This window comes from Streptomyces sp. NBRC 110035 (assembly GCF_000829695.1).
Taxonomy (GTDB): Bacteria; Actinomycetota; Actinomycetes; order Streptomycetales; family Streptomycetaceae; genus Streptomyces.
In genome coordinates this window covers 215,349-237,154 of the sequence record NZ_BBNN01000020.1, presented here as the reverse complement: position 1 = coordinate 237,154, position 21,806 = coordinate 215,349, and the positions used below count along the sequence as shown (strand labels likewise).

18 protein-coding genes and 1 pseudogene are annotated in these 21,806 nt (G+C 72.8%); 10 read left to right on the top strand and 9 right to left on the bottom strand.

Annotated features, from left to right (window positions below; translation table 11 throughout):
- Nucleotides 1–204: 204 nt before the first annotated feature.
- Nucleotides 205–1,161, bottom strand: coding sequence for a methylmalonyl Co-A mutase-associated GTPase MeaB (gene meaB, locus TU30_RS10600; protein WP_042167633.1), 957 nt, complete (start codon nt 1,159–1,161; stop codon nt 205–207).
- Between the two features lie 62 nt (nt 1,162–1,223).
- Entirely contained in the window at nt 1,224–2,447 is a 1,224-nt protein-coding gene (locus tag TU30_RS10595) for an acetyl-CoA C-acetyltransferase (protein WP_078878217.1), read from the bottom strand.
- Between the two features lie 147 nt (nt 2,448–2,594).
- Between TU30_RS10595 and mce the strand changes: the two genes are divergently transcribed.
- The 6 genes and pseudogenes from mce (at nt 2,595) to TU30_RS10565 (ending at nt 11,519) form a co-directional block, all read left to right on the top strand.
- Nucleotides 2,595–3,035 (top strand): methylmalonyl-CoA epimerase, encoded by a 441-nt coding sequence (gene mce / locus TU30_RS10590; RefSeq protein ID WP_042167628.1) that lies wholly within the window; start codon nt 2,595–2,597, stop codon nt 3,033–3,035.
- A gap of 273 nt (nt 3,036–3,308) precedes the next feature.
- Nucleotides 3,309–7,163, top strand: a complete 3,855-nt coding sequence (scy, locus tag TU30_RS10585) for a polarized growth protein Scy (RefSeq protein ID WP_042167626.1) — start codon at nt 3,309–3,311, stop codon at nt 7,161–7,163.
- Nucleotides 7,164–7,398: 235 nt separating this feature from the next.
- On the top strand, nt 7,399–8,334 hold the full coding sequence (locus TU30_RS10580; protein WP_042167623.1) for a cellulose-binding protein: 936 nt from the start codon (nt 7,399–7,401) through the stop codon (nt 8,332–8,334).
- Between the two features lie 107 nt (nt 8,335–8,441).
- Nucleotides 8,442–8,741, top strand: a pseudogene (locus TU30_RS10575) (ATP-binding cassette domain-containing protein); the annotation flags it as partial.
- A 628-nt stretch (nt 8,742–9,369) separates the two neighbouring features.
- Nucleotides 9,370–10,650: an ABC transporter ATP-binding protein gene (locus tag TU30_RS10570; protein ID WP_042167796.1), complete on the top strand. Its 1,281-nt coding sequence runs from the start codon at nt 9,370–9,372 to the stop codon at nt 10,648–10,650.
- The gene (locus tag TU30_RS10565) at nt 10,647–11,519 is read left to right on the top strand and encodes an ABC transporter permease subunit (RefSeq protein WP_042167618.1); all 873 of its coding nucleotides are present in this window, start codon (nt 10,647–10,649) and stop codon (nt 11,517–11,519) included. Before TU30_RS10570 ends, TU30_RS10565 begins: the two co-directional genes overlap by 4 nt.
- 13 nt (nt 11,520–11,532) lie before the next feature.
- Here the strand turns inward: TU30_RS10565 and TU30_RS10560 are convergent, their stop codons facing one another.
- Nucleotides 11,533–11,865 (bottom strand): hypothetical protein, encoded by a 333-nt coding sequence (locus tag TU30_RS10560; protein ID WP_042167614.1) that lies wholly within the window; start codon nt 11,863–11,865, stop codon nt 11,533–11,535.
- Between the two features lie 243 nt (nt 11,866–12,108).
- Between TU30_RS10560 and TU30_RS10555 the strand changes: the two genes are divergently transcribed.
- Nucleotides 12,109–13,146 (top strand): LLM class flavin-dependent oxidoreductase, encoded by a 1,038-nt coding sequence (locus TU30_RS10555; protein WP_042167612.1) that lies wholly within the window; start codon nt 12,109–12,111, stop codon nt 13,144–13,146.
- 88 nt (nt 13,147–13,234) lie between these two features.
- Here TU30_RS10555 and TU30_RS10550 read toward each other — a convergent pair whose 3' ends face one another.
- Nucleotides 13,235–13,627, bottom strand: a complete 393-nt coding sequence (locus TU30_RS10550) for an SCO5389 family protein (protein ID WP_042167610.1) — start codon at nt 13,625–13,627, stop codon at nt 13,235–13,237.
- A gap of 369 nt (nt 13,628–13,996) precedes the next feature.
- Between TU30_RS10550 and nucS the strand changes: the two genes are divergently transcribed.
- The gene (gene nucS, locus TU30_RS10545; protein ID WP_042167608.1) at nt 13,997–14,668 is read left to right on the top strand and encodes an endonuclease NucS; all 672 of its coding nucleotides are present in this window, start codon (nt 13,997–13,999) and stop codon (nt 14,666–14,668) included.
- A 124-nt stretch (nt 14,669–14,792) separates the two neighbouring features.
- On the opposite strand, the gene TU30_RS10540 is transcribed toward nucS, so the two are convergent.
- From TU30_RS10540 to TU30_RS10530, 3 genes are all read right to left on the bottom strand, one after another.
- Nucleotides 14,793–17,393, bottom strand: a complete 2,601-nt coding sequence (locus tag TU30_RS10540) for an ATPase AAA (protein WP_042167605.1) — start codon at nt 17,391–17,393, stop codon at nt 14,793–14,795.
- Nucleotides 17,394–17,708: 315 nt separating this feature from the next.
- Nucleotides 17,709–18,032 carry an anti-sigma factor antagonist gene (locus TU30_RS10535; protein ID WP_042167604.1) on the bottom strand — a complete coding sequence of 108 codons (324 nt, stop codon included), beginning with the start codon at nt 18,030–18,032 and terminating at the stop codon, nt 17,709–17,711.
- A 154-nt stretch (nt 18,033–18,186) separates the two neighbouring features.
- Nucleotides 18,187–19,035, bottom strand: a complete 849-nt coding sequence (locus tag TU30_RS10530; RefSeq protein WP_042167603.1) for a 3-hydroxyacyl-CoA dehydrogenase family protein — start codon at nt 19,033–19,035, stop codon at nt 18,187–18,189.
- Between the two features lie 335 nt (nt 19,036–19,370).
- Between TU30_RS10530 and TU30_RS10525 the strand changes: the two genes are divergently transcribed.
- Both TU30_RS10525 and TU30_RS10520 read left to right on the top strand, forming a co-directional pair.
- Nucleotides 19,371–20,105: a D-Ala-D-Ala carboxypeptidase family metallohydrolase gene (locus TU30_RS10525; RefSeq protein WP_042167601.1), complete on the top strand. Its 735-nt coding sequence runs from the start codon at nt 19,371–19,373 to the stop codon at nt 20,103–20,105.
- Nucleotides 20,106–20,211: 106 nt separating this feature from the next.
- Nucleotides 20,212–20,784: a cob(I)yrinic acid a,c-diamide adenosyltransferase gene (locus TU30_RS10520; protein ID WP_042167600.1), complete on the top strand. Its 573-nt coding sequence runs from the start codon at nt 20,212–20,214 to the stop codon at nt 20,782–20,784.
- A 178-nt stretch (nt 20,785–20,962) separates the two neighbouring features.
- On the opposite strand, the gene TU30_RS10515 is transcribed toward TU30_RS10520, so the two are convergent.
- Entirely contained in the window at nt 20,963–21,160 is a 198-nt protein-coding gene (locus TU30_RS10515; protein ID WP_042167599.1) for a DUF5708 family protein, read from the bottom strand.
- Nucleotides 21,157–21,741: a hypothetical protein gene (locus TU30_RS10510; RefSeq protein ID WP_042167597.1), complete on the bottom strand. Its 585-nt coding sequence runs from the start codon at nt 21,739–21,741 to the stop codon at nt 21,157–21,159. The genes TU30_RS10515 and TU30_RS10510 overlap by 4 nt, the downstream gene beginning before the upstream one ends.
- Nucleotides 21,742–21,806 lie beyond the last annotated feature (65 nt).

The following is a 21,806-nucleotide window of genomic DNA, read 5'->3' as shown; positions in this document are numbered from 1 at the left end:
TACCGGGACGGTCGCGTACATCCGGTGCACCGCCGGGCCCTTTGTCCCGCGGTGCTCCCCGCTGCCGGAGGGCGTAGGAGGTGTCCCGGTACCGCCCGGCAGCGGGCCCCGCCCCTGCCGGGCGGACAACGCCCCTTTCGAAGCACGCACCGGCCGCGGACCCGATGCCCGCGCGCCCGGGTCCGCCTCGGCACCGCCCCCGCATCAGCCCTGCGTGAGCCCCGCCACCAGTTCGTCCGCCGCGCGGTACGGATCCAGCTCGCCGCCGAGGATCCGTTCCGCCAGCGCGTCCAGGCGCCGGTCGCCGTGCAGGTCGCCGATGCGCTCCCGCAGGGCCGTGACGGCGATCGTCTCGACCTCGCGGGCCGCGCGGGCCAGCCGGCGCTCCGCCAGGACACCGTGCTCCTCCATCCACGCGCGGTGCTTCTCCAGGGCCTCGACGACCTCGTCGACGCCCTCCCCGCGCGAGGCGACGGTCCTGACGATCGGGGGCCGCCAGTCACCGGGAGCACGGGACTCGCCGAGGCCCAGCATGTGGTTCAGCTCGCGGGCGGTGGCGTCGGCGCCGTCGCGGTCGGCCTTGTTGACGACGTAGACGTCGCCGATCTCCAGGATTCCGGCCTTGGCCGCCTGGATGCCGTCCCCCATGCCGGGGGCGAGGAGCACCACCGACGTGTCGGCCTGGGAGGCGATCTCCACCTCCGACTGGCCGACGCCGACCGTCTCCACCAGGACCACGTCGCAGCCCGCCGCGTCCAGGACGCGGACGGCCTGCGGCGCGGACCAGGCGAGACCGCCCAGGTGGCCGCGGGTCGCCATGGAACGGATGTAGACGCCGGGGTCGGAGGCGTGCTCCGACATCCGGACCCGGTCACCGAGCAGCGCGCCGCCGGAGAACGGCGAGGACGGGTCGACGGCCAGGACGCCGACCCGCTTGCCCTGCCTGCGGTACGCGCTCACCAGCGCCGAGGTGGACGTCGACTTGCCGACGCCCGGCGAACCGGTCAGACCGACCACGTACGCGTTGCCGGTCAGCGGCGCCAGGGCCGCCATGACCTCCCTCAGCTGCGGGGACGCCCCCTCCACCAGGGAGATCAGTCGGGCCACGGCACGCGGTGCGCCCTCCCTGGCCCGTGCCACCAGAGTGGAGACGTCCTGCATCACTGCTCCGTTCACAAGTAAGACCCGTCAAGACCTACGGATGAAAGGGACGACCGGTTCGCTCAGGCCCTGGGTACCCGCACGATCAGCGCGTCACCCTGCCCGCCGCCGCCGCACAGCGCCGCCGCGCCGACGCCGCCGCCGCGCCGCTTCAGCTCCAGCGCCAGGTGCAGCACCAGCCGGGCACCGGACATCCCGATCGGGTGTCCCAGGGCGATGGCGCCGCCGTTGACGTTCACCTTTTCCGTGGACAGACCGAGGTCCTTCATTGACTGCACGGCCACCGCCGCGAAGGCCTCGTTGATCTCGACGAGGTCCAGGTCGGACACCTCGAGGCCCTCCTTCCCGAGGGCGTGGGCGATGGCGTTGGACGGCTGCGACTGCAGGGAGTTGTCGGGTCCCGCCACGTTGCCGTGGGCGCCGATCTCGGCGATCCACTCGAGGCCGAGCTCCTGCGCCCTGGCCTTGCTCATCACGACCACGGCCGCCGCACCGTCCGAGATCTGCGAGGAGGAACCGGCGGTGATCGTGCCGTCCTCGGCGAAGGCGGGGCGCAGCCTGCCCAGCGACTCGGCGGTGGTGTCGGCGCGGATGCCCTCGTCCTGGCTGAAGAGGACCGGGTCGCCCTTGCGCTGCGGGATCTCGACGGGGGTGATCTCCGCTTCGAAGAGACCGTTCTTCTGCGCCGCGGCGGCCCTCTGGTGGGACAGGGCGGCGATCTCGTCCTGCTCCGGGCGGCCGATGCCGAGGCGGGTGTTGTGCTTCTCGGTGGACTCGCCCATGGCGACGTTCTCGAAGGAGTCGGTCAGACCGTCGTGCGCCATGGCGTCGATCATCTGGACCGCACCGTACCTGAAGCCCTCCCGGGACTTCGGCAGCAGGTGCGGGGCGTTGGTCATGGACTCCTGGCCGCCGGCGACGACCACGTCGAACTCGCCGGCCCGGATCAGCTGGTCGGCCAGCGCGATCGCGTCGAGGCCGGACAGGCACACCTTGTTGACGGTGAGCGCCGGGACGTTCATCGGGATGCCTGCCTTGGCGGCGGCCTGGCGCGCCGGGATCTGCCCTGCCCCGGCCTGGAGCACCTGCCCCATGATCACGTACTGGACCTGGTCGCCGCCGATCCCCGCACGGTCGAGGGCGGCCTTGATCGCGAAGCCGCCGAGGTCGGCTCCGGAGAAGGACTTGAGCGAGCCGAGCAACCGGCCCATCGGGGTCCGGGCACCCGCGACGATGACGGACGTCGTGCCGTTCGCTGGGGATGGTGCGGAAGATGCAGAAGCCATGAGCTGCGATCCCCTTCCGGCTGCACAGCCGAGGAGTGAACGAGGGTTTACTTCGAATGTACTGAGCTGCGGTCCGCCCCGTCATCGGGCCGTCGGTGTGATCGCGCGCACGTTGCGTAACCGTCACGGTGACGCTCCACTGATTCCATGCTGACGCGAATCGACCACATCGGAATCGCCTGCCACGACCTCGACGCGACCGTGGAGTTCTACCGCGCCACCTACGGCTTCGAGGTGTTCCACTCCGAGGTCAACGAGGAGCAGGGCGTGCGCGAGGCCATGCTGAAGATCAACGAGACCTCGGACGGAGGCGCGTCCTACCTCCAGCTGCTGGAGCCGACCCGGGAGGACTCCACCGTCGCGAAGTGGCTCGCGAAGAACGGGGAGGGAGTCCACCACATCGCCTTCGGTACGGCGGACGTCGACGCCGAGGCCGCCGCGGTCAAGGACAAGGGGGTGCGCGTCCTGTACGAAGAGCCCCGACGCGGCTCCATGGGGTCACGAATCACCTTCCTGCATCCCAAGGACTGTCATGGCGTACTGACAGAACTGGTCACTTCGGCGCCAGTTGAGTCACCTGAGCACTGACCCACGTACATAAGGGCCGGTAGGGTTGGGTGCGGTCGCCGCTCGGTCCAGGGCGATCGGGTCCTGCCGTCAGAAAGGTGACGACTGCCTCCGTTCGGGTGAGCGTCGCCGGCCTTGACAGCAGGACGTACCGGGGTCCGGGTTTCGGGGGGCGAGCGCGGGGGCAGCAGCGCATGTCCCTCCGTTGATCTGACACCATTCCCCGGGGGTCCCGTTCGGCGGACGGACGGGACTCGGCCAGAGTTGCGACCAGGGGACGGATGGGACCGCGCAGTGCGGGGCTACGAGAGCCAGGAGCGAGATCCGGCGGCTGACGTCGACCACCTCTCTCGGTTCGAAGCCGAGATGAAGCGGCTGAAGACCGAGCGGGAAAAGGCGATCCAGCACGCCGACGACCTCGGCTACCAGGTCGAGGTGCTGCGCGCCAAGCTGCACGAGGCGCGGCGCACCATCATGTCCCGGCCCGCCTACGAGGGCGGTGACATCGGCTACCAGGCCGAGCAGATGCTGCGCAACGCGCAGGTGCAGGCCGACCAGCTCCGCGCGGACGCCGAACGCGAGCTGAGCCAGGTCCGGGCGCAGACCCAGCGGATCCTCCAGGAGCACGCCGAGCAGGCGGCCCGGCTCCAGTCCGAGCTGCACCAGGAGGCGGTGACCCGGCGCCAGCAGCTCGACCAGGAGCTGGCGGAGCGCAGGCAGACCGTCGAGTCGCACGTCAACGAGAACGTGGCGTGGGCCGAGCAGGTGCGGGCCCGTTCCGAGCAGCAGGCCCGCCGGCTCCTCGACGAGTCCCGCGCGGAGGCCGAGCAGGCCCTGGCCGCCGCCCGCGCGGAGGCCGAGCGGGTGACCTCCGAGGCCCGTCACCGGCTGCGCAGCGAGGCCGAGGCCGCCCGTACGGAGGCCGACCAGACGCTGCGCCGGGCCCGCGCGGACGCCGAGCGGCTGCTGAGCGCCGCCTCCGCGCAGGCGCAGGAGGCCACCGACCACGCCGAGCAGCTGCGGACGTCGACGGCCAGTGAGTCGGAGTCCGCCCGCCGCGAGGCCCAGGAGCTCGCCAAGGCGGCCGAGCAGCGCATGGCGGACGCCGAGGAGGCGCTGCGCGCGGCCCGTACCGAGGCGGACAAGGTGCTCGCCGAGGCGAAGGAGGCCGCCTCGAAGGCGCTGGCCTCCGCCGAGGCCGCCAACGAGACCCGTACGCGTACGGCCAAGGAGCAGGTCGCCCGGCTGGTCACCGAGGCCACCAAGGAGGCCGAGACCACCAAGGCGGACGCCGAGCAGATCGTCGCGGACGCCCGCGCGGAGGCGGAGAAGATCGTCGCGGAGGCCTCCGAGAGGGCCCGCACGGTCACCGCCGAGGAGAGCGCCACCCAGTTGTCGAAGGCGGCCCGGACCGCCGAGGACGTGCTCACCAAGGCGTCGGAGGAAGCCAAGCGGACCACCAAGGAGGCGTCCGAGGAGGCCGCGCGGATCCGCCGGGAGGCCGAGGCGGAGGCGGACCGGCTGCGCGCCGAGGCGCACGACATCGCGACGCAGCTCAAGGGCGCGGCGAAGGACGACACCAAGGAGTACCGGGCCAAGACGGTCGAGCTCCAGGAGGAGGCCCGCCGGCTGCGCGGCGAGGCCGAGCACCTGCGGGCCGAGGCGGTCGCCGAGGGCGAGAAGATCCGTGCGGAGGCCCGTAAGCAGGCCGTGTCGCAGATCGAGGAGGCCGCCCGGTCCGCCGAGGAGCTGCTGGCCAAGGCGAAGGCCGACGCCGACGAGCTGCGTTCCACCGCGCAGACGGACAGCGAGAAGGTCCGTACCGAGGCCATAGAGCGCGCCACGGCGCTGCGCCGGCAGGCCGAGGAGACACTGGAGCGCACCCGCAAGGAGGCGGAGCGGCACCGCGCGGACGCCGTCGAGCAGGCCGACGCGCTCAGGGAGGACGCCGAGCGGGCCGCACGCGAGGTCCACGAGGAGGCCGAGCGGGCCGTCACCGCGCGCCGCGCGGAGGCCGACCAGGAGCTGACCCGGCTGCAGACGGAGGCCGAGGAGCGGCTCGCCTCGGCCGAGCAGGCGCTGAGCGACGCCCGCGAGGAGGCGGTCCGTATCCGCCGGGAGGCGGCGGACGAGGCCGAGCGGCTGCGCACCGAGGCGGCGGAGCGGGGCCGTGCGCTGCGGGAGCAGGCGGAGGCGGAGGCGGAGCGGCTGCGCGACGAGGCGGCGGCGGACGCGTCGGCCTCCCGCGCGGAGGGCGAGTCGGTGGCCGTGCGGCTGCGGTCGGAAGCCGCGGCGGAGGCGGAGCGGCTGAAGTCCGAGGCGCAGGACAGCGCCGACCGGATGCGGGCCGAGGCACTGGCCGCGGCCGAGCGGCTCGGCGCGGAGGCGCAGGAGACGCTGGCCGGCGCTCAGGAGGAGGCCGCCCGGCGCCGGCGCGAGGCCGAGGAGCTGCTGGGCGCGGCCCGCACGGAGGCCGACCAGGAGCGCGAGCGTGCCCGGGAGCAGAGCGAGGAGCTGCTGGCGTCGGCCCGCAAGCGGGTGGAGGAGGCGCAGGCCGAGGCCGTACGGCTGGTCGAGGAGGCCGACCGGCGCGCCACCGAGATGGTGTCGGCGGCCGAGCAGCACGCCCAGCAGGTGCGGGACTCGGTCGCGGGGCTGCAGGAGCAGGCGCAGGACGAGATCACCGGGCTGCGCCAGGCCGCCGAGCACGCGGCGGACCGCACGCGCCGCGAGGCGCAGGAGGAGTCGGAGCGGGTCCGGACCGACGCCTACGCGGAGCGGGAGCGGGCCGGCGAGGACGCGGCCCGGCTGCGGCGCGAGGCGCAGGAGGAGACGGAGGCCGCCAAGGCGCTCGCCGAGCGCACGGTGTCCGAGGCGATCACCGAGGCGGACCGGGTCCGTTCGGAGGTCTCCGAGCAGACCCGGCGGATGCGTACGGAGGCGTCGGACGCGGTCGCCGAGGCCGAGCAGACCGCGGCACGCACCCGCGCCGAGGCCCGGGAGGACGCCAACCGGATCCGTTCGGACGCGGCGGCCCAGGTGGACACCCTGATCACCGAGGCGCGCGGCGAGGCAGAGCGGCTCACCGCGGAGACGATCGCGGAGACCGACCGGCTGCGCACGGAGTCGGCGGCCAAGGCCGAGAAGCTGATCGCGGACGCGTCCGGCGACGCGGAGCGGCTGCGGGCCGAGGCGGCCGCGGCGGCCGGTTCGGCGCAGCAGCACGCGGAGCGGGTCCGCGGCGAGTCCGCGCGGCTCAAGGCCGACGCGGAGCGGGAGGCGGACCGGCTGGTGACGTCCGCGCGCGAGGACGCCGAGCGCACCCTCGACGAGGCCCGCAAGGACGCCAACAAGCGGCGTTCGGAGGCGGCCGAGCAGGTCGACACCCTCATCACGGAGACCGCCGCCGAGGCGGACAAGCTGCTCACCGAGGCGCAGCAGCAGGCGCAGAAGACCACCGCGGACGCGGAGGCCCAGGCCGACTCGATGGTCGGCGCCGCCCGTGCCGAGGCCGACCGGCTCGTCTCGGAGGCGACGGTCGAGGGCAACTCCCGGGTGGAGAAGTCCCGTACGGACGCGGACGAGCTGCTGATCGGGGCCCGCCGGGACGCGACCCGGATCAGGGAGCGGGCCGAGGAGCTGCGGGACCGGATCACCAAGGAGATCGAGGAGCTGCACGAGCGGGCCCGCCGTGAGGCGTCCGAGACGATGAAGTCCACCGGCGACCGCTGCGACGCGCTGATCAAGGCGTCCGAGGAGCAGCTGGCCAAGGCGCAGGCGAAGGCCAAGGAGATCGTGTCCGAGGCCAACTCCGAGGCGGGCAAGGTGCGTATCGCCGCGGTGAAGAAGGCCGAGGGTCTCCTGAAGGAGGCCGAGCAGAAGAAGGCCGCACTGGTCAGGGAGGCCGAGGAGCTGAAGGCCGAGGCGGTCCGCGAGGCGCGGGCCACGGTCGAGGAGGGCAAGCGCGAGCTGGAGGTCCTGGTGCGGCGGCGCGAGGACATCAACGTCGAGATCTCACGCGTGCAGGACGTCCTGGAGGCGCTGGAGTCGTTCGAGGCGCCCGGCGGCAAGGACAACGGGGTGAAGGCGGCCGCGGCGGCCGCGGCGGCCGGTACGCCCGGCCAGCGGAGCAAGTCCTCGGACGGTTAGGACTTCTCACGACGAACCTGGCAGAATCCTTCGAGGGTGAGCGAAATCCCTTGCCGGCAGGTCAAATCCCCTGCCGGTAAGGGGGTTTGAGGATGAGCTTGGCAAGCACTCCGGGGGTCGGCCACTCAAAAGGGGTGTCATTCTCCGTATCAAACGTGCATCCGCTCGATGACACAGCGCTTCGGCCCCTAGGATTCCCCCTATCACCTCACCGGTCTCATTCGACAGGAACCCCATGAGCGACACTTCCCCCTACGGCTTCGAGCTTGTGCGGCGTGGATACGACCGCGCTCAGGTGGACGAACGCATCTCCAAGCTCGTCTCCGACCGTGACAGCGCTCTCGCCCGTATCACCGCGTTGGAAAAGCGCATCGAGGAGCTCCACCTCGAGACGCAGAACGCCCAGGCCCAGGTCACCGACGCCGAACCGTCGTACGCGGGGCTCGGCGCGCGGGTGGAGAAGATCCTTCGCCTGGCCGAGGAGGAGGCGAAGGACCTCCGTGAGGAGGCCCGGCGCGCGGCCGAGCAGCACCGCGAGCTCGCCGAGTCCGCCGCCCAGCAGGTGCGCAACGACGCGGAGTCGTACTCCGCCGAGCGCAAGGCCAAGGCCGAGGACGACGGCGTCCGGATCGTCGAGAAGGCGCAGAGCGAGGCCGCGCAGCTGCGGTCGGACGCCCAGAGGGACGCCCAGTCCAAGCGCGAGGAGGCGGACGCCCTCTTCGAGGAGACCCGCGCGAAGGCCGCGCAGGCCGCCGCCGACTTCGAGACGAACCTCGCCAAGCGCCGCGAGCAGTCCGAGCGCGACCTGGCGTCGCGTCAGGCCAAGGCCGAGAAGCGTCTGGCCGAGATCGAGCACCGGGCGGAGCAGCTGCGCCTGGAGGCCGAGAAGCTGCGCACGGACGCCGAGCGCCGGGCCCGCCAGACGGTGGAGACCGCCCAGCGTCAGGCCGAGGACATCGTGGCCGACGCCAACGCCAAGGCCGACCGGATCCGTTCGGAATCCGAGCGGGAGCTGGCGGCGCTGACCAACCGCCGCGACTCCATCAACGCCCAGCTGACCAACGTCCGCGAGATGCTGGCGACGCTCACGGGCGCCGCGGTGGCCGCGGCCGGTTCGCCGGCCGAGGAGGAGCCCGCCTCCCGCGGGGTCCCGGCGCAGCAGACGCGGTAACCAGCGGTTCCGGGCCGGCCCCGGGGCCGGAGCACCGTGGCCGGACATCGGCGAGGCCCTCTGCCACCGAGGTGGCAGAGGGCCTCGTCCCGTTCTAGCGTTGCCGCATGATCGAGCTCGTGGGGCTGACCAAGCGGTACGGCGAGAAGGTGGCGGTCGACCACCTGACGTTCACCGTCGGACCGGGCATCGTCACGGGCTTCCTCGGCCCCAACGGCGCGGGCAAGTCCACCACCGTGCGGATGGTGCTGGGCCTGAACCGGCCCACCGCCGGTGACGTCCGGATCGACGGCAAGCACTACGACGGGCTCAAGGACCCGCCGAAGTACATCGGCGCCCTCCTCGACGCCGAGGCCGTGCACGGTGGCCGCAGCGCCTTCAACCATCTGCTGTGCCTCGCCCAGAACCTCGCTGGCGGCCGTGCCGCAACGGGGCGGTTTCCTGGCCGGTAAGCTCGCCGTGGCGACCGCGCTCGCGCTCGTCGTGAGCATGGCCACCAGCTTCGCCGCCTTCTTCCTCGGGCAGGCGATGCTCGGCGAGCACCAGGCGTCCCTGGGCGACGAGGGGGTGCTGCGGGCCGTGATCGGCGGCGGTCTGTACATGACGCTGATCGCGGTGTTCTCGATGGGTGTCGCCACGATGCTGCGCTCCCCGATGCTGTCGCTGGGCATCCTGATGCCGTTCTTCTTCCTGATCTCCACCGTCCTGGGCAACGTCCCCGCGACGGAGAAGGTCGGCCGGTTCCTGCCGGACCAGGCCGGCAGCCGGATCATGCAGGTGGTCACGCCGCTCGACGGCGACACCCCGTACGGGCCCTGGGGCGGACTCGGCATCATGGTGCTGTGGGTGATCGCGGCGCTCGCCGGCGGCTACCTGCTGCTGAGGAAGCGCGACGCGCAGGGAAAGCGGAGGGAACGCGGACGGGCGGGCCGGTTTTTACCTCGCCTTGGGCGGAACCGTCAGCCTCTCGATATCCTCCTAACCCTTACGGGGGCGTGCGCCCCCGTTGTCCTGAACCTCTCGATGGGGCGGAGCATGATCGAGGCAGTCGGCCTGACCAAGCGGTACGGCGACAAGACCGCTGTGTACAACCTTTCCTTCCAGGTGCGGCCCGGCGCCGTCACCGGCTTCCTCGGGCCCAACGGCTCGGGCAAGTCGACGACGATGCGGATGATCCTCGGTCTCGACAACCCCACCGCGGGCCATGTCACGATCGGCGGCTACCCCTACCGCAGGCTGCCCAACGCCGCCCGGCAGGTCGGCGCCCTGCTGGACGCCAAGGCGGTGCACGGCGGCCGGTCCGCCCGCAGCCACCTGCTGAGTCTGGCCCAGCTGTCCGGCATCCCGGCCCGCCGCGTCGACGAGGTGCTGGGTGTGGTCGGGCTGCACGAGGTGGCGCGGCGGCGTTCCAAGGGCTTCTCCCTGGGCATGGGCCAGCGGCTGGGGATCGCCGCCGCGCTGCTCGGCGACCCCCAGGTGCTGCTCTTCGACGAGCCGGTCAACGGCCTCGACCCCGAGGGCATCCTCTGGGTGCGCAACCTGATGAAGACGCTCGCCGCGGAGGGCCGTACGGTCTTCGTCTCCTCCCACCTGATGAGCGAGATGGCGCTGACCGCCGACCACCTCATCGTGATCGGCCGGGGGCAGCTGCTGTCCGACATGAGCGTGAAGGACTTCATCTCCGCGAACTCCGCCGACTTCGCCCGGGTGCGCACTCCGGACAGCGAACCGCAGCAGCGCGAGAAGCTGTCCGCCGCGCTCACCGGGGCGGGCGGCCACGTACTGCCCGAACAGGACGGCGCGCTGCGGGTGACGGGGCTGCCGCTGCCCCGCCTGAGCGACATCGCCCACGAGGCCGGCGTACGGCTGTGGGAGCTGTCCCCGCACCAGGCCTCGCTGGAGGAGGCGTACATGCGGATGACGCAGGGCGCGGTCGACTACCGCTCGACCACCGACCAGAAGGAGGGGTTCCAGGAGCCGCTCCCGCCGGGCGCGCAGCCGCCGCTGTCGGTGCCGGGGCAGGGCCAGCCCGGCTGGTACGCCCCGCCGCCGCCCCAGCAGGGCGGTCAGCGGTTCGCGGTGGCGCCGGGTGCAGCGCCGCAGGCCCCCGCGGGCCCGTACGGCGCTCCGGGCGGCCCTGCGGCGGCCCCGGGCGCACCGGTGGCCAACCCGTATGCCGGGCCCGCCCCGCAGCCCGCCCCGACCGCGCCGGTCACTCCCCCTCCGGCCGCCGCCCCGGCCGCGTCGCCTGCCGTCCCCGCTGCCCCAGCCGGCCCGGCCGGCTCCGACGTGACCAAGCCCGAGGACGCCCGATGAGCACGCCCCAGCCCCCGACGCAGCAGGCCGCGCCCGCATGGCAGACGGCCGCGCCCCCCTCCCCGTACCCCGGCTACACCTCGCCGATCCCGGTGGTGCGCACCCACTTCGGGCATGCGCTGGCCTCCGAGTGGACGAAGATCAAGTCGGTGCGCTCCACGATGTGGACGCTGGGCGTGTTCGTGTTCCTCGTCGTCGGCATCGGCCTGCTGACCGGTCTGGTGGTGGCGGGCACCGACCCGGACCTCGGTGGTGGGAACGCGCTCTCCCTGGGCTTCTTCGGCCTGCTCCTGGGCATCATGTGCGTCATCACCCTGGGCGTGCTGACCACCGCCTCGGAGTACAGCACCGGCATGATCCGCACCACCATGGTGGCCTGCCCCTCACGCGGCCGGGTGCTCGCGGCCAAGGCCCTGGTGTTCTTCCTGATCGCCTTCGTGGTCACGCTGGTGTCCGCGACGGTCGTCGCGTTCCTGCACGTGGCCATGCTGGCGGGCAACAACGCGGACGAGCCCACCGGGGGCGAGTGGCTGAAGGCCACCGTCGGAGTCTCGTTCTACATCGCGCTGCTCGGCGCGCTCTCGCTGGCCGTCGGCTCGATCGTCCGGCACTCGGCGGGCGCCATCACCCTCATGATCGGCGCCGTGCTCGCCCCGCTGGTGATCGCGATGTTCATGTTCGCCTCGTCACTGGAGGGCGTGCGCACCGCGCTGTTCGAGTACTCCATCCCGAACCAGCTGAGCATCTTCTACGCCAACTCCCTCAGCTCGTCCGGCCCGTCCGGCTGGGACCCGCTGTGGATCATGCTCGGGCTCACGGCCGTGGCGTTCGGCGCGGCCTTCGCCCTCCTCGGAAAGCGGGACGTCTAGGGACCCGGAGGCCTCAGAACCTCGGCGCGTTACGGGACCGCTGCACCCGCGTGGTGCGGCGGTCCCTGGCGTTCCAGCAGGACGTGTGCCAGTGCCGGCGTTCGTCGACCCCCGAGTGGTCCGGCCAGGCCACCACGTGCGGCACCCCGTCCGGGATCAACTGGTCGCAGCCGGGGCACCGGTACGCCTTGCCCTGGGCGCTGGCCCCCGCCACGTGCCGGACGTTCCACTCCTCGCCCCGCCAGCTCTCGGCGGACTGCCAGCCGCCGTAGCGCCCGGACCGGTCGTCCTCGGCGCTCCTGCCGGACGAACCGGCTCCCTTGGCTCGGTTGCGGCGCGGGGACACAGGACACCTCACGGGGCTGTACAGGATGCAGGGACCGCATCCAGCCTACGCGGGGCGGAGCCGGGTACGCGCACGGAACCAATCCTCACAAGCCTCACTTCACGGCGGTGCGGCACCGGTTCACGGACCGCCCGTTCTGCAGACAATCCGCACATTCCCCCTCCCGGCCGTGTCCTCGGCACGTGTCAGACGGTTGTGCCCTGCGGGGGAGCTCCGTGTCGGAGCCGAGGAAGCAGGAAAGCGATGCGTGTGGGAAGTTTCGTGTTGGGTGCCCGGTTCCCCGGGCAGGGCGAGGGGGAGGCGCTGCACCGAGCGGTCCGTTCCGCCGAAGTGGCGGAGGAGGCGGGGCTGGACGCGGTCTGGCTGGGCGAGCACCACTTCGTGCCGTACGGCACCTGTCCGTCGGCGATCACCCTGGCGGCGTTACTGCTCGGCCGCACCCGCCGCATCCGGGTCGGCACGGCGGTGAGCGTGCTGCCCACCGTCCACCCGGTGGCGCTCGGCGAGCAGGCCGCGCTGCTGCACGTCACCAGCGGCGGCCGGTTCTCGCTGGGCGTCGGGCGCGGTGGGCCGTGGGTCGACCTGGAGGTGTTCGGCGCCGGCCTGCAGGCGTACGAGCGGGGGTTCCCGGAATCGCTCGACCTGCTGGTGCGCTGGCTGCGCGAACCGTCCGTCGCGGCCGGCGGGGAGCGCTACCGCTTCCGTGAAGTACCCGTCGTGCCACGCCCGTCGGAGGCCCTCACCGAGGCCGCGGGCCCCGAGGTCGTGGTGGCCTGCACCTCCCCGGCGAGCGTGCGGCTCGCCGCCGAGCGCGGGCTGCCGATGCTGCTCGGCATGCATGTCGGGGACGAGGAGAAGGCCGGGATGGTCGCCCTGTGGGCGCGGCACGCGCGCGCGTGCGGGCGGCCCGTGCCGGAGATCCGCCGGGCGTCCCACGTGTCGGCCGGTGTCTGCCAGATCGCCGACCGGCGCACCGACGCGGCGGAGACGCTGCTGAAGGCGATGCCGGGCTGGCTGCGGCAGGGGCTCGGGGCCCATGTCACGGTGGACGGCCGGCGGCGGCGGATGCGTGACCCACTGGCCTACACCGAACTGCTCTGCGGGCTGCACCCGGTGGGTACCCCACGGCTGTGCGCGGACCGGCTCGCCGCGACCGGGGAGCGGACCGGCATCTCCCGGTTCGCGCTGTTCGTCGAGGGTTCCGGCGACCTCGCGGCGACCGAGGAGACCGTGCGGCGGCTGGGCCGCGAGGTGATCCCCCAACTCGCCGACAGGCCCTGAACGAGCCGGGGGTCCGATGGTGGCTTGCCGCCCCGGTGCAAAAAACCGCACCTCCGCGTACGGAGCGGCAAGCGACCGACGTGGTGCGTCAGCAGTCGCGCAGTTCCGGTGACTGGTTCAGCAGTTGACCGCGGACCGAGGTGAACTTGGCCAGCCTCTCGTCGACCGAGGAGTCCAGCGGGAACACGGCCACCCGGTGGCAGTTCTGGAAGGCCAGCCGGACACCGAAGTGCCGCTGCAGCGCGCCGCGTATCGCGTCACTCGCGAGCGCGCGCAACAGCTGGCCGCGCGCCTGCTCGTCCGGCGGGGGCGTCTGGTTGTCGGCGAACTCTCCGCCGTCGACCTTCAGCTGGGCCACCAGGGAGCTGATCATCTCCCATGCGTAGGGCAGGGAGGTCCGGACGCAGTCGACGAAGTCAGCTTCGTCGACCTCGCCTCGCTCGGCCTGTTCGAGTAGGGCCGGTGAGACGTCGAGCGACATGGGTTCTCCTCTCGCACCCCCGCAGGGCGGGGGTTGCCTGACAGATACGGGAGATCGCGCATTCCGCCACGCTGCGTACACACGTCGCGACCTCCCGTTCAATACCGTAAGCAACGGGCCGTGACCGCACCAGGCGAATCCCCGGATGCGGGACTTCCTGTGGGCCGGTAATCGGCCATCGGAGAACACGCGTTTTCCAGGAGATACAGGACGGGCCGCGTGGGTCGGGAGGGGCTCCTGGGAGTGGGGGGCACGTGTGGTGCGAGGGCTGGTGCGGAGCCTGTCGCGGTGCGGTGCGCGGATGCGCCGGCGGGGTGCGCGTGAGGGCGGATCGCGTCGACCCCGGCCCGTCGAGTAGCGTTGCCGACCATGCGTCTCGTCATTGCCCGCTGCTCCGTGGACTACGCCGGGCGGCTCACCGCGCACCTGCCTTCGGCACCCCGTCTGATCCTGGTCAAGGCGGACGGCAGCGTGTCCATCCATGCCGACGACCGGGCCTACAAGCCCTTGAACTGGATGTCGCCGCCCTGTGCCCTCAAAGAGGGCACCGGCGACGAGGAGGGGGTCTGGACCGTCGTCAACAAGGCGGGCGAGAAACTCATCATCACGATGGAGGAGGTCCTGCACGACTCCTCGCACGAACTGGGCGTCGATCCCGGCCTGATCAAGGACGGCGTGGAGGCACACCTCCAGGAATTGCTGGCGGACCGCATCGAGACGCTCGGCGAGGGCTACACCCTCATCCGCCGCGAGTACATGACCGCCATCGGCCCGGTCGACATCCTCTGCCGCGACGCCGAGGGCCGGACCGTCGCGGTGGAGATCAAGCGGCGTGGTGAGATCGACGGCGTGGAGCAACTCACGCGCTATCTGGAGCTGTTGAACCGCGATCCGCATCTCTCCCCGGTGCGCGGTGTGTTCGCCGCCCAGGAGATCAAGCCGCAGGCCCGGGTGCTCGCCACCGACCGGGGCATCGGCTGCCAGGTCCTCGACTACGACGCGATGCGGGGCATCGAGGACGACAAGCTGCGCCTGTTCTGACCGTCGCCGCGGTGCCCGGCACCGCGGCGCACGCCGTCACGCCACCACGGCATATGCAAAGGGCCGGATTCCTCCCCTCGGGTTCCAGGAGGGGGGCCGGCCCTTCGTCGCGCGGTGGGGTCCGTCAGATCACCGTCGTCCCGGAGCTGCCGGGCGTGCCCGGGTCGCCGCTCTGCGGGGCACTCGCCGAGCTGCTCGCCTCCGTCTCGGCCGGGGTGGAGGGGGCGGGTCCGCTCGCCGAGTTGGACGTCTCGGGCGGCGGGGGTTCCTCCGTCGGCTCCTCCGTCGGCTCGGCGGGCTCGGACGGCTCCTCACCGGGATCCGTCGGACCGTCCGGCTCCGTCGGACCGTCCGGCTCCGTCGGACCGTCGGAGTCCGACGGCTCGCCGGACGGCCCGGACGGCCCGGGGGACTTCGACGGACCCGTGCCGGTCGTCGGATCGTCCGGCTCCTCCGTGCCGCTCGGGTCGTCCGAGGGTTCGCCCGACCCGGTGGCCGTCGGCGTCGGATCGTCCGAGGTGCCGAGGGCGCCGTCCGGGCCGGGGTCGGTCGGCCGGCTGGTGGCGCCACCGGTGTCGCCGTTCTCGTCGGCACGCGGGTCGGCGCCCAGGCTGCCGTCGTCGACGCCCTGGCTCGCGGACGGGTTGACGCCGACGTTCTCCGACGGAGTGCCCGCGTCGTTCTCCGAGGTGGCTCCGAGGGTGACCACCGTGCCCAGCACGGCCACGAGCAGCGCGCCCGCGCCGGCCGCCACCAGATTGCGCCTGGCCATGCCCTTCAGGCCGCCCGCCGCCCGGTAGGCGGGCGCGGGCCCCGGCGCGGGCACGGGCACAGGCGCGGGCGCGGGCACAGGCGCGGGCGCGGTGCGGTGGACGATCAGCCCGGTGTCGGTGGGCGGCTGGAGCTCCGGGAAGGCCGTCGGCACCCCGCGGGGCGGCGACACCGACTCCTCGTAGTGGGCGTCGGGCACCTCCTCGCCCGCGGTCGGCGTCATCGGGATGCCGGAGCGGTCGGCGACCAGGGCCAGCGCGCGGCGTCCGGCGACGGTGCCGCGCTTGTCGGCGAGGGCGCCGCGCAGACCGATGGAGGCCTCCAGCTCGGCGCGGGCACGGTCGAGGTCACCGGTGCACAGGGCGTGGATGCCGAGTTCGTGGTGGAAGTAGGCCTCCTCCGCCACGTCCCCGGCGAGCCGGGCGGCCTCCGCGCCGGTCCGCAGCGTCCGCTCCCAGGCGCTCCAGTGCAGGCCCGCGGCGAACGCGGGTGCGGCGGAGCGGGCGAGCTGCACGGCGGTGCTGGGCTCGCCCTCGCCGCCGGACGGGCCGAGCGGTGACAGCAGACCGAGCGCGGCGAGCACGGCGTCGGCCTCGGCGCAGACCCGCTCCGGGGTGACCGAGGGGTGCCCGGTCCACCAGGCGTAGTGCTGGGCGGCGGTACGGGCCTGCGCCTCGGCCTCGTCGGTGTACCCGGCGGCCTCCAGCTGGGCCGGCACGCCGGCGGCGAGCCGGTAGCGGGAGCCGACGGCGGAGACCAGTCCGCACGCGGCCAGTTCACCGAGCGCGGCGTCGGCGTGGGTGTCGCCGACCAGCGCGGGCAGGTGTGCCTGGTGCGGGAGTTCACCGCCGAGCGCGACGGCGAACCGCAGGGTGGCGCGGGCGGAGCTGCTGAGCCGGGAGGCGAGCAGCGGGGCGGGGGCGGCCGCTTCGCCGAGCGAGGGCAGCGGAACCTCGTCACCCTCGACGACGTCCTCGGGCAGGTCCTCGGGCAGGTCCTCGGGCGAGGTGTCCTCGAAGACGCCGAACTCGTCGACGGCGCTGGTCCCGGCGCGCAGCCGGTCGCGCTGCCGCAGCAGGGCGCCGGCCTGGACGAAGCGCAGCGGCAGACCCTCGGACTCGAACCAGAGGTCACCGGCCCAGTTCGACTCGTCCTCGGTGAGGCGCCGGCCGACGGCGTGCTCCAGCAGTTCCAGGCCGGCCGCGCGGTCGAGGCCGTCGAGGGCGATCTCCTCGACACCGGAGCCGGCGGACGGGGCGGGCACGTCCGGTGTGGCGCCGAGCAGGAAGGCGCACTCGGGGGTGGCGTCCAGCAGTTCGTCCAGGGCGGCCCCGCCGAACCCGAGGTCGTCGAGGACGACGACCGCGCCGACCTCCCGCAGGCACTCGGCCAGTTCGTCCCGGCCGGGGCGGTGCAGGGGCGCGCCGTGGACGGCGTAGAAGAGGTCGTACAGCAGGTCCTCGGTGCTGCGGCGGTGGCCGTTGACGCGGACGACACCGTCGGGGGCGAGGTCCGCGCAGTCCTCGGCGACGGTGTCGAGCAGCCGGGTGCGGCCGGAGCCCGCGGGCCCGGTGAGGAGCACGGAGCGGCCGCGGGCGAGCAGCCGGACCAGTTTCTCGCGTTCGTCCTGGCGGGCCAGCAGCGGCAGCTCGGTCTGCGCGGGCCCCGGCGGGACGGGCGGCTTCGCGGCACGGGCGGTCCCGGCGCGCTCGGCCTCCGTCAGCTTCACCGGGCGGGCGGGCCGCTCGGCGGGCGGGCAGGGCTCTATCTCGCTGCCGTCGACGGGGTTGACGGTGAGCAGGTAGTCGCCGGAGACGAGCTGCACCGTGCGCGCGAGTGCGGGCGCGTGCTGTCCGATTTCCGATGCGAGGGGATCCCTGGGCGGGCGCTGGCGGGGCGCGTGCCCGTCGCCGTCGCGACCGTACTCCTCGGGTCCCGGGTTGTTCGGGTCCATAGGTCCTAGCCCCCCAAAAGCGTTGTGTGCCTGGGTCCTGTCGTCGGACTCCCGGTGTCGCCGCACACCGCGCTGTCGCTTCTGGTCCGGTCCCGCTCGAGGGTTGCAAGCTCGAGGGTTGCAAGGCGGCGGGTAGCCGAACCCTAAACCTTCGCTCAGTATCCACGACAGCCCGGGGTGCCGGGCGGTCCGGGACGTCACGGTCTCGTGAGGATTGTGCGCGGCCCGCACCCTCGGCCGAGGCCGGCCCGGGCCCGCCGTCCGCCCGTCCGGGGCCGCCCGTCCGGTCCGGTCCGGCAGGCCCTGTCCCGCACCTCACACACGGGGCAGTGTGTCCACCCCGATGCCTCCTTCGATCGCCAGGATCCGGTGCAGCCGGGTGGCCACCAACAGGCGCTGCATCTGCGGCGGTACGTCGCGCAGCACAAGACGCCGGCCGCGGCGGCCGGCCCGTCGGTGGGCTCCCATGATCACGCCGAGTCCGGTGGCGTCCCAGGAGTCCAGTTCGGACAGGTCCAGCAGCAGGTCGCCGACTCCGTCGTCGACGGCCGCGTGCAGGACCGTACGGGCGTCCGCCGCGCTGCGGACGTCGAGGCGGCCCCCGACGACCAGCTCGGCGTGGTCGCCCCTGATGTGCATATGCGCTCCCCGGTGCGTGCGTCTCGTGTCTCCGCGGTTCGGTCATGACGGTGATGCAACCTCTGACTGCGTGGAGCCTGCGGAGGTTGCCCCGCGTAAGCGAACCGATACCGAATTCACCCCGGCGTGTGACCGGGCCGGGGGTTCGGGTTGATCAGTACGTGTAGAAGCCCTGCCCGCTCTTCCGGCCGATGTCACCCGCGTCAACCATCCGGCGCATCAGTTCGGGAGCGGCGAACTTCTCGTCCTGGGACTCGGTGTAGATGTTGCCGGTGGCGTGCAGCAGGATGTCCACGCCGGTCAGGTCGGCGGTGGCCAGCGGTCCCATGGCGTGGCCGAAGCCCAGTTTGCAGGCCAGGTCGATGTCCTCGGCGCTCGCCACACCCGACTCGTACAGCTTCGCGGCCTCGACGACGAGGGCGGAGATGAGGCGGGTGGTCACGAAGCCGGCCACGTCGCGGTTGACGACGATGCAGGTCTTGCCGACCGACTCGGCGAACCCACGCGCGGCGGCGAGGGTCTCGTCGCTGGTCTTGTAGCCGCGGACCAGTTCGCACAGCTGCATCATCGGCACCGGCGAGAAGAAGTGGACGCCGACGACCCGCTCCGGGCGCCGGGTCGCCGCCGCGATCTTGGTGATCGGGATGGCGGAGGTGTTGGAGGCGAGGACGGTGTCGTCGCGCACGATCCCGTCCAGGGCTCGGAAGATCTCGTGCTTGACCTCGAGCTTCTCGAAGACCGCCTCGACCACGACGTCCGCGCCGGCACAGGCGTCCAGGTCGGTGGTCGCGGTGATCCGGGCGAGGGCCGCGTCGGCGTCGTGGGCCTCGAGCCTGCCCTTGCCCACGAACCTGTCGTACGACGCCTTGATGCCGTCGGTGCCCCGGGCGAGCGCCTCGTCGGTGACGTCGCGCAGCACGACGTCCCAGCCCGCCTGGGCGGAGACCTGGGCGATTCCGGACCCCATGAGGCCGGCCCCGATGACGGCGAGCTTCCGTGCCACTGTGCGACTCCCCTTCGAAACGCTCACACACTGTTCATGCCTGTCACTCGCGGACACTAGCGTCCGCGAGCGGATGTGTGAGGGGTTAGTAATGCGTGTCACGTCTCACGCCGTGAGACACCGATCACGCCCGAGGACCGTACCGTCCCCGACTCCGGCGGGGCTCCCCGCCGGTGACGGACGGCAGGGTTCGCCCACCGGATCCCCCCGCAGTCAACTCCGGGCATTCACCGGCGCGTTGTTGACGCGCGTAGCGGTGTGGCGCACGCTGGTCGACGATCGCCGTCCGGCCGACGGCACCGCCCCCTCCAGCGACCGACGGCCGGGATGCCACCATGCTCAGACGCGCGGCACGAACCCTCCTCTCCCTTATCATGGTCATGTCTGGCGCGGTCCTCGGTGTGAGTGTCACCGCGGGCACGGCGCACGCCGACGACTGCTACACCTGGAACCGCACGCTGTCCCAGGGCTCCTCCGGCAACGACGTGACCCAGCTGCAGATCCGGGTCGCGGGCTGGGTGACCTCGGGCGAACGCCTCTCCTACGACGGCCGGTACGGCGCCCGCACCGCCGCCGCCGTCAGGAAGTTCCAGGCGGCCTACGGGCTGGCCGCGGACGGCGTGGCCGGACCGGCGACCTTCAGCAGGATCTACGCGCTCCAGGACTCCGACTGCACGCCGGTCCACTTCACCTACGCCGAACTCAACCGGTGCAACTCCACCTGGTCGGGCGGAGCGGTCCCGGCGGCCACCGCCAGGGCGAACGCCCTGAAGACCATGTGGAAGCTGGAGGCCATGCGGCGCCAGCTCGGTGACGTGCCGATCAACATCTCCAGCGGCTTCCGGTCCTACGCCTGCAACAACGCGGTCGGCGGCTCCTCGACCAGCCGTCACCTCTACGGAGACGCGGCCGACCTGGTCGGCTCCCCGGGCTTCTGCACCCTCGCCGGGCAGAGCAGGACCCACGGCTTCTCGGAGATCCTCGGCCCCGGCTGCCCCGGCCACAACGACCACGTCCACGTGGCCCACGACCCGTCGCCGTACTGGTCGGCCCCCACCCGCGGCATCTGACGGACCGGTCCGGCACCCGGCGCCGCGCGGCGGGCACGGCGGGCGGTCCCCGGTACGGACCCGCCCACCGTGTCCGCCGTGCCCGGGCGCAACTAGGCTTGGCCGCATGGTCAATCTGACGCGCATCTACACCAGGACCGGTGACAGGGGCACCACGAACCTGGGCGACATGAGCCGGGTCCCCAAGACCGATCTGCGGATCTCCGCCTACGCCGACGCCAACGAGGCGAACGCGGTGATCGGCGCGGCGATCGCCCTGGGCGGCCTGGAGGCGGAGGTCGTCGCGGTCCTCACCCGCGTCCAGAACGACCTGTTCGACGTGGGCGCCGACCTGTCGACGCCGGTCGTGGAGAACCCGGAGTACCCGCCGCTGCGGGTCGAACAGTTCTACGTGGACCGGCTGGAGGCGGACTGCGACCGCTTCAACGGGCAGCTGGAGAAGCTCCGCTCCTTCATCCTGCCGGGCGGGACGGCGGGTGCCGCCCTGCTCCACCAGGCGTGCACGGTGGTCCGCCGCGCGGAGCGCTCCACGTGGGCCGCGCTGGAGGCGCACGGCGACACGATGAACGCCCTCACCGCCACCTATCTCAACCGCCTCTCCGACCTCCTGTTCATCCTGGCGCGCATCGCCAACAGGGAGACCGGCGACGTGCTGTGGGTGCCGGGCGGGGAGCGCTGAGCCCCAGGGCGTGTTCCGGAAGTCCCGTCCGGCCCGCGGCGTCCGGCACGGCACCTCGCCGTGGTGTGGGGCCGTCCGCGTACACCTGGTACGCGGACGGCCCTCCGCCTTGCGATGCACCGTGCCGGACGCCGCGGGCCCGCCCTCCGGGCGGACGACGCCGCTCCCGCAGCACGCCCTACCGGGACCCGGCCGCGGTCCGCGCGGCCCGGTACAGGCCCAGCAGGACCTCCGCCCCGCCGACGCACATCATCACCACCCCCACCTTGGCGGGGGTGACCAGGGGCAGGTCCACTCCCCCGTCGAACAGCCACAGTCCCAGGCCCGCCACCAGTGTGGCGGCCCCCGCGAGGAGATTCCTGGACGCCCGGTTCACCGGCCCACACGCTCCTTGCCGGTGTCCGTCCCGGCCCGGGACTCCCCCGCCGGGTCCTTCTTCGGCCAGACCCAGTGGGCCAGGGCCACCACGCCGTGGATCGCGGTGATGCGCAGGGCGGTGACGCGCCAGTCCTCCAGCGGGCCGGTACGGCCCGCGTCGCCGACGTACCAGACGGCGAGCTGGAGCAGTGCGACGGCCACGGCGGCGCCCGCCAGCGTGCCCAGCCACAGCTTGGTCTCGTACCGGGCGCGGGCCGTCCCGTGGCGCGGTGGTCCGGCCGGCTTCGGGGCGCCGCCGAAGCGGTGGGCGGCATGGCCGTCCAGCCACTTCACGGTGCGGTGGCCGTGCCCCACGGTGTAGCCGATGTACAGCGCGGCCAGGCCGTGCGCCCAGCCCGGCTCGGCGCCGTTCCTGAGGTCGACCGCGGTGGCGACCAGCAGGACGACCTCCAGCAGCGGCTCGCACAGCAGCAGCGCCAGTCCGGTGCGCGGCATTCTCAGCAGGTAGCGGAAGGCCAGTCCGGCGGCCAGCAGCACCCAGAAGCCGATCTCACAGGCGACGATCAGGGCGACGATCACGGTTGGCTCCTCTCGGTCACCCTTTCAGGCTCCCGTGCGCACCGGCCGCCGGCGTCGTCGCCGCC

What these genes read in the sequence shown, in the direction of transcription:
- meaB (WP_042167633.1), bottom strand. Translation starts at nt 1,161, where the DNA reads ATGCAGGACGTCTCCACTCTGGTGGCACGGGCCAGGGAGGGCGCACCG.
- TU30_RS10595 (WP_078878217.1), bottom strand. Translation starts at nt 2,447, where the DNA reads ATGGCTTCTGCATCTTCCGCACCATCCCCAGCGAACGGCACGACGTCC.
- mce (WP_042167628.1), top strand. Translation starts at nt 2,595, where the DNA reads ATGCTGACGCGAATCGACCACATCGGAATCGCCTGCCACGACCTCGAC.
- TU30_RS10580 (WP_042167623.1), top strand. Translation starts at nt 7,399, where the DNA reads ATGAGCGACACTTCCCCCTACGGCTTCGAGCTTGTGCGGCGTGGATAC.
- TU30_RS10570 (WP_042167796.1), top strand. Translation starts at nt 9,370, where the DNA reads ATGATCGAGGCAGTCGGCCTGACCAAGCGGTACGGCGACAAGACCGCT.
- TU30_RS10565 (WP_042167618.1), top strand. Translation starts at nt 10,647, where the DNA reads ATGAGCACGCCCCAGCCCCCGACGCAGCAGGCCGCGCCCGCATGGCAG.
- TU30_RS10555 (WP_042167612.1), top strand. Translation starts at nt 12,109, where the DNA reads ATGCGTGTGGGAAGTTTCGTGTTGGGTGCCCGGTTCCCCGGGCAGGGC.
- TU30_RS10550 (WP_042167610.1), bottom strand. Translation starts at nt 13,627, where the DNA reads ATGTCGCTCGACGTCTCACCGGCCCTACTCGAACAGGCCGAGCGAGGC.
- nucS (WP_042167608.1), top strand. Translation starts at nt 13,997, where the DNA reads ATGCGTCTCGTCATTGCCCGCTGCTCCGTGGACTACGCCGGGCGGCTC.
- TU30_RS10540 (WP_042167605.1), bottom strand. Translation starts at nt 17,393, where the DNA reads ATGGACCCGAACAACCCGGGACCCGAGGAGTACGGTCGCGACGGCGAC.
- TU30_RS10535 (WP_042167604.1), bottom strand. Translation starts at nt 18,032, where the DNA reads ATGCACATCAGGGGCGACCACGCCGAGCTGGTCGTCGGGGGCCGCCTC.
- TU30_RS10525 (WP_042167601.1), top strand. Translation starts at nt 19,371, where the DNA reads ATGCTCAGACGCGCGGCACGAACCCTCCTCTCCCTTATCATGGTCATG.
- TU30_RS10520 (WP_042167600.1), top strand. Translation starts at nt 20,212, where the DNA reads ATGGTCAATCTGACGCGCATCTACACCAGGACCGGTGACAGGGGCACC.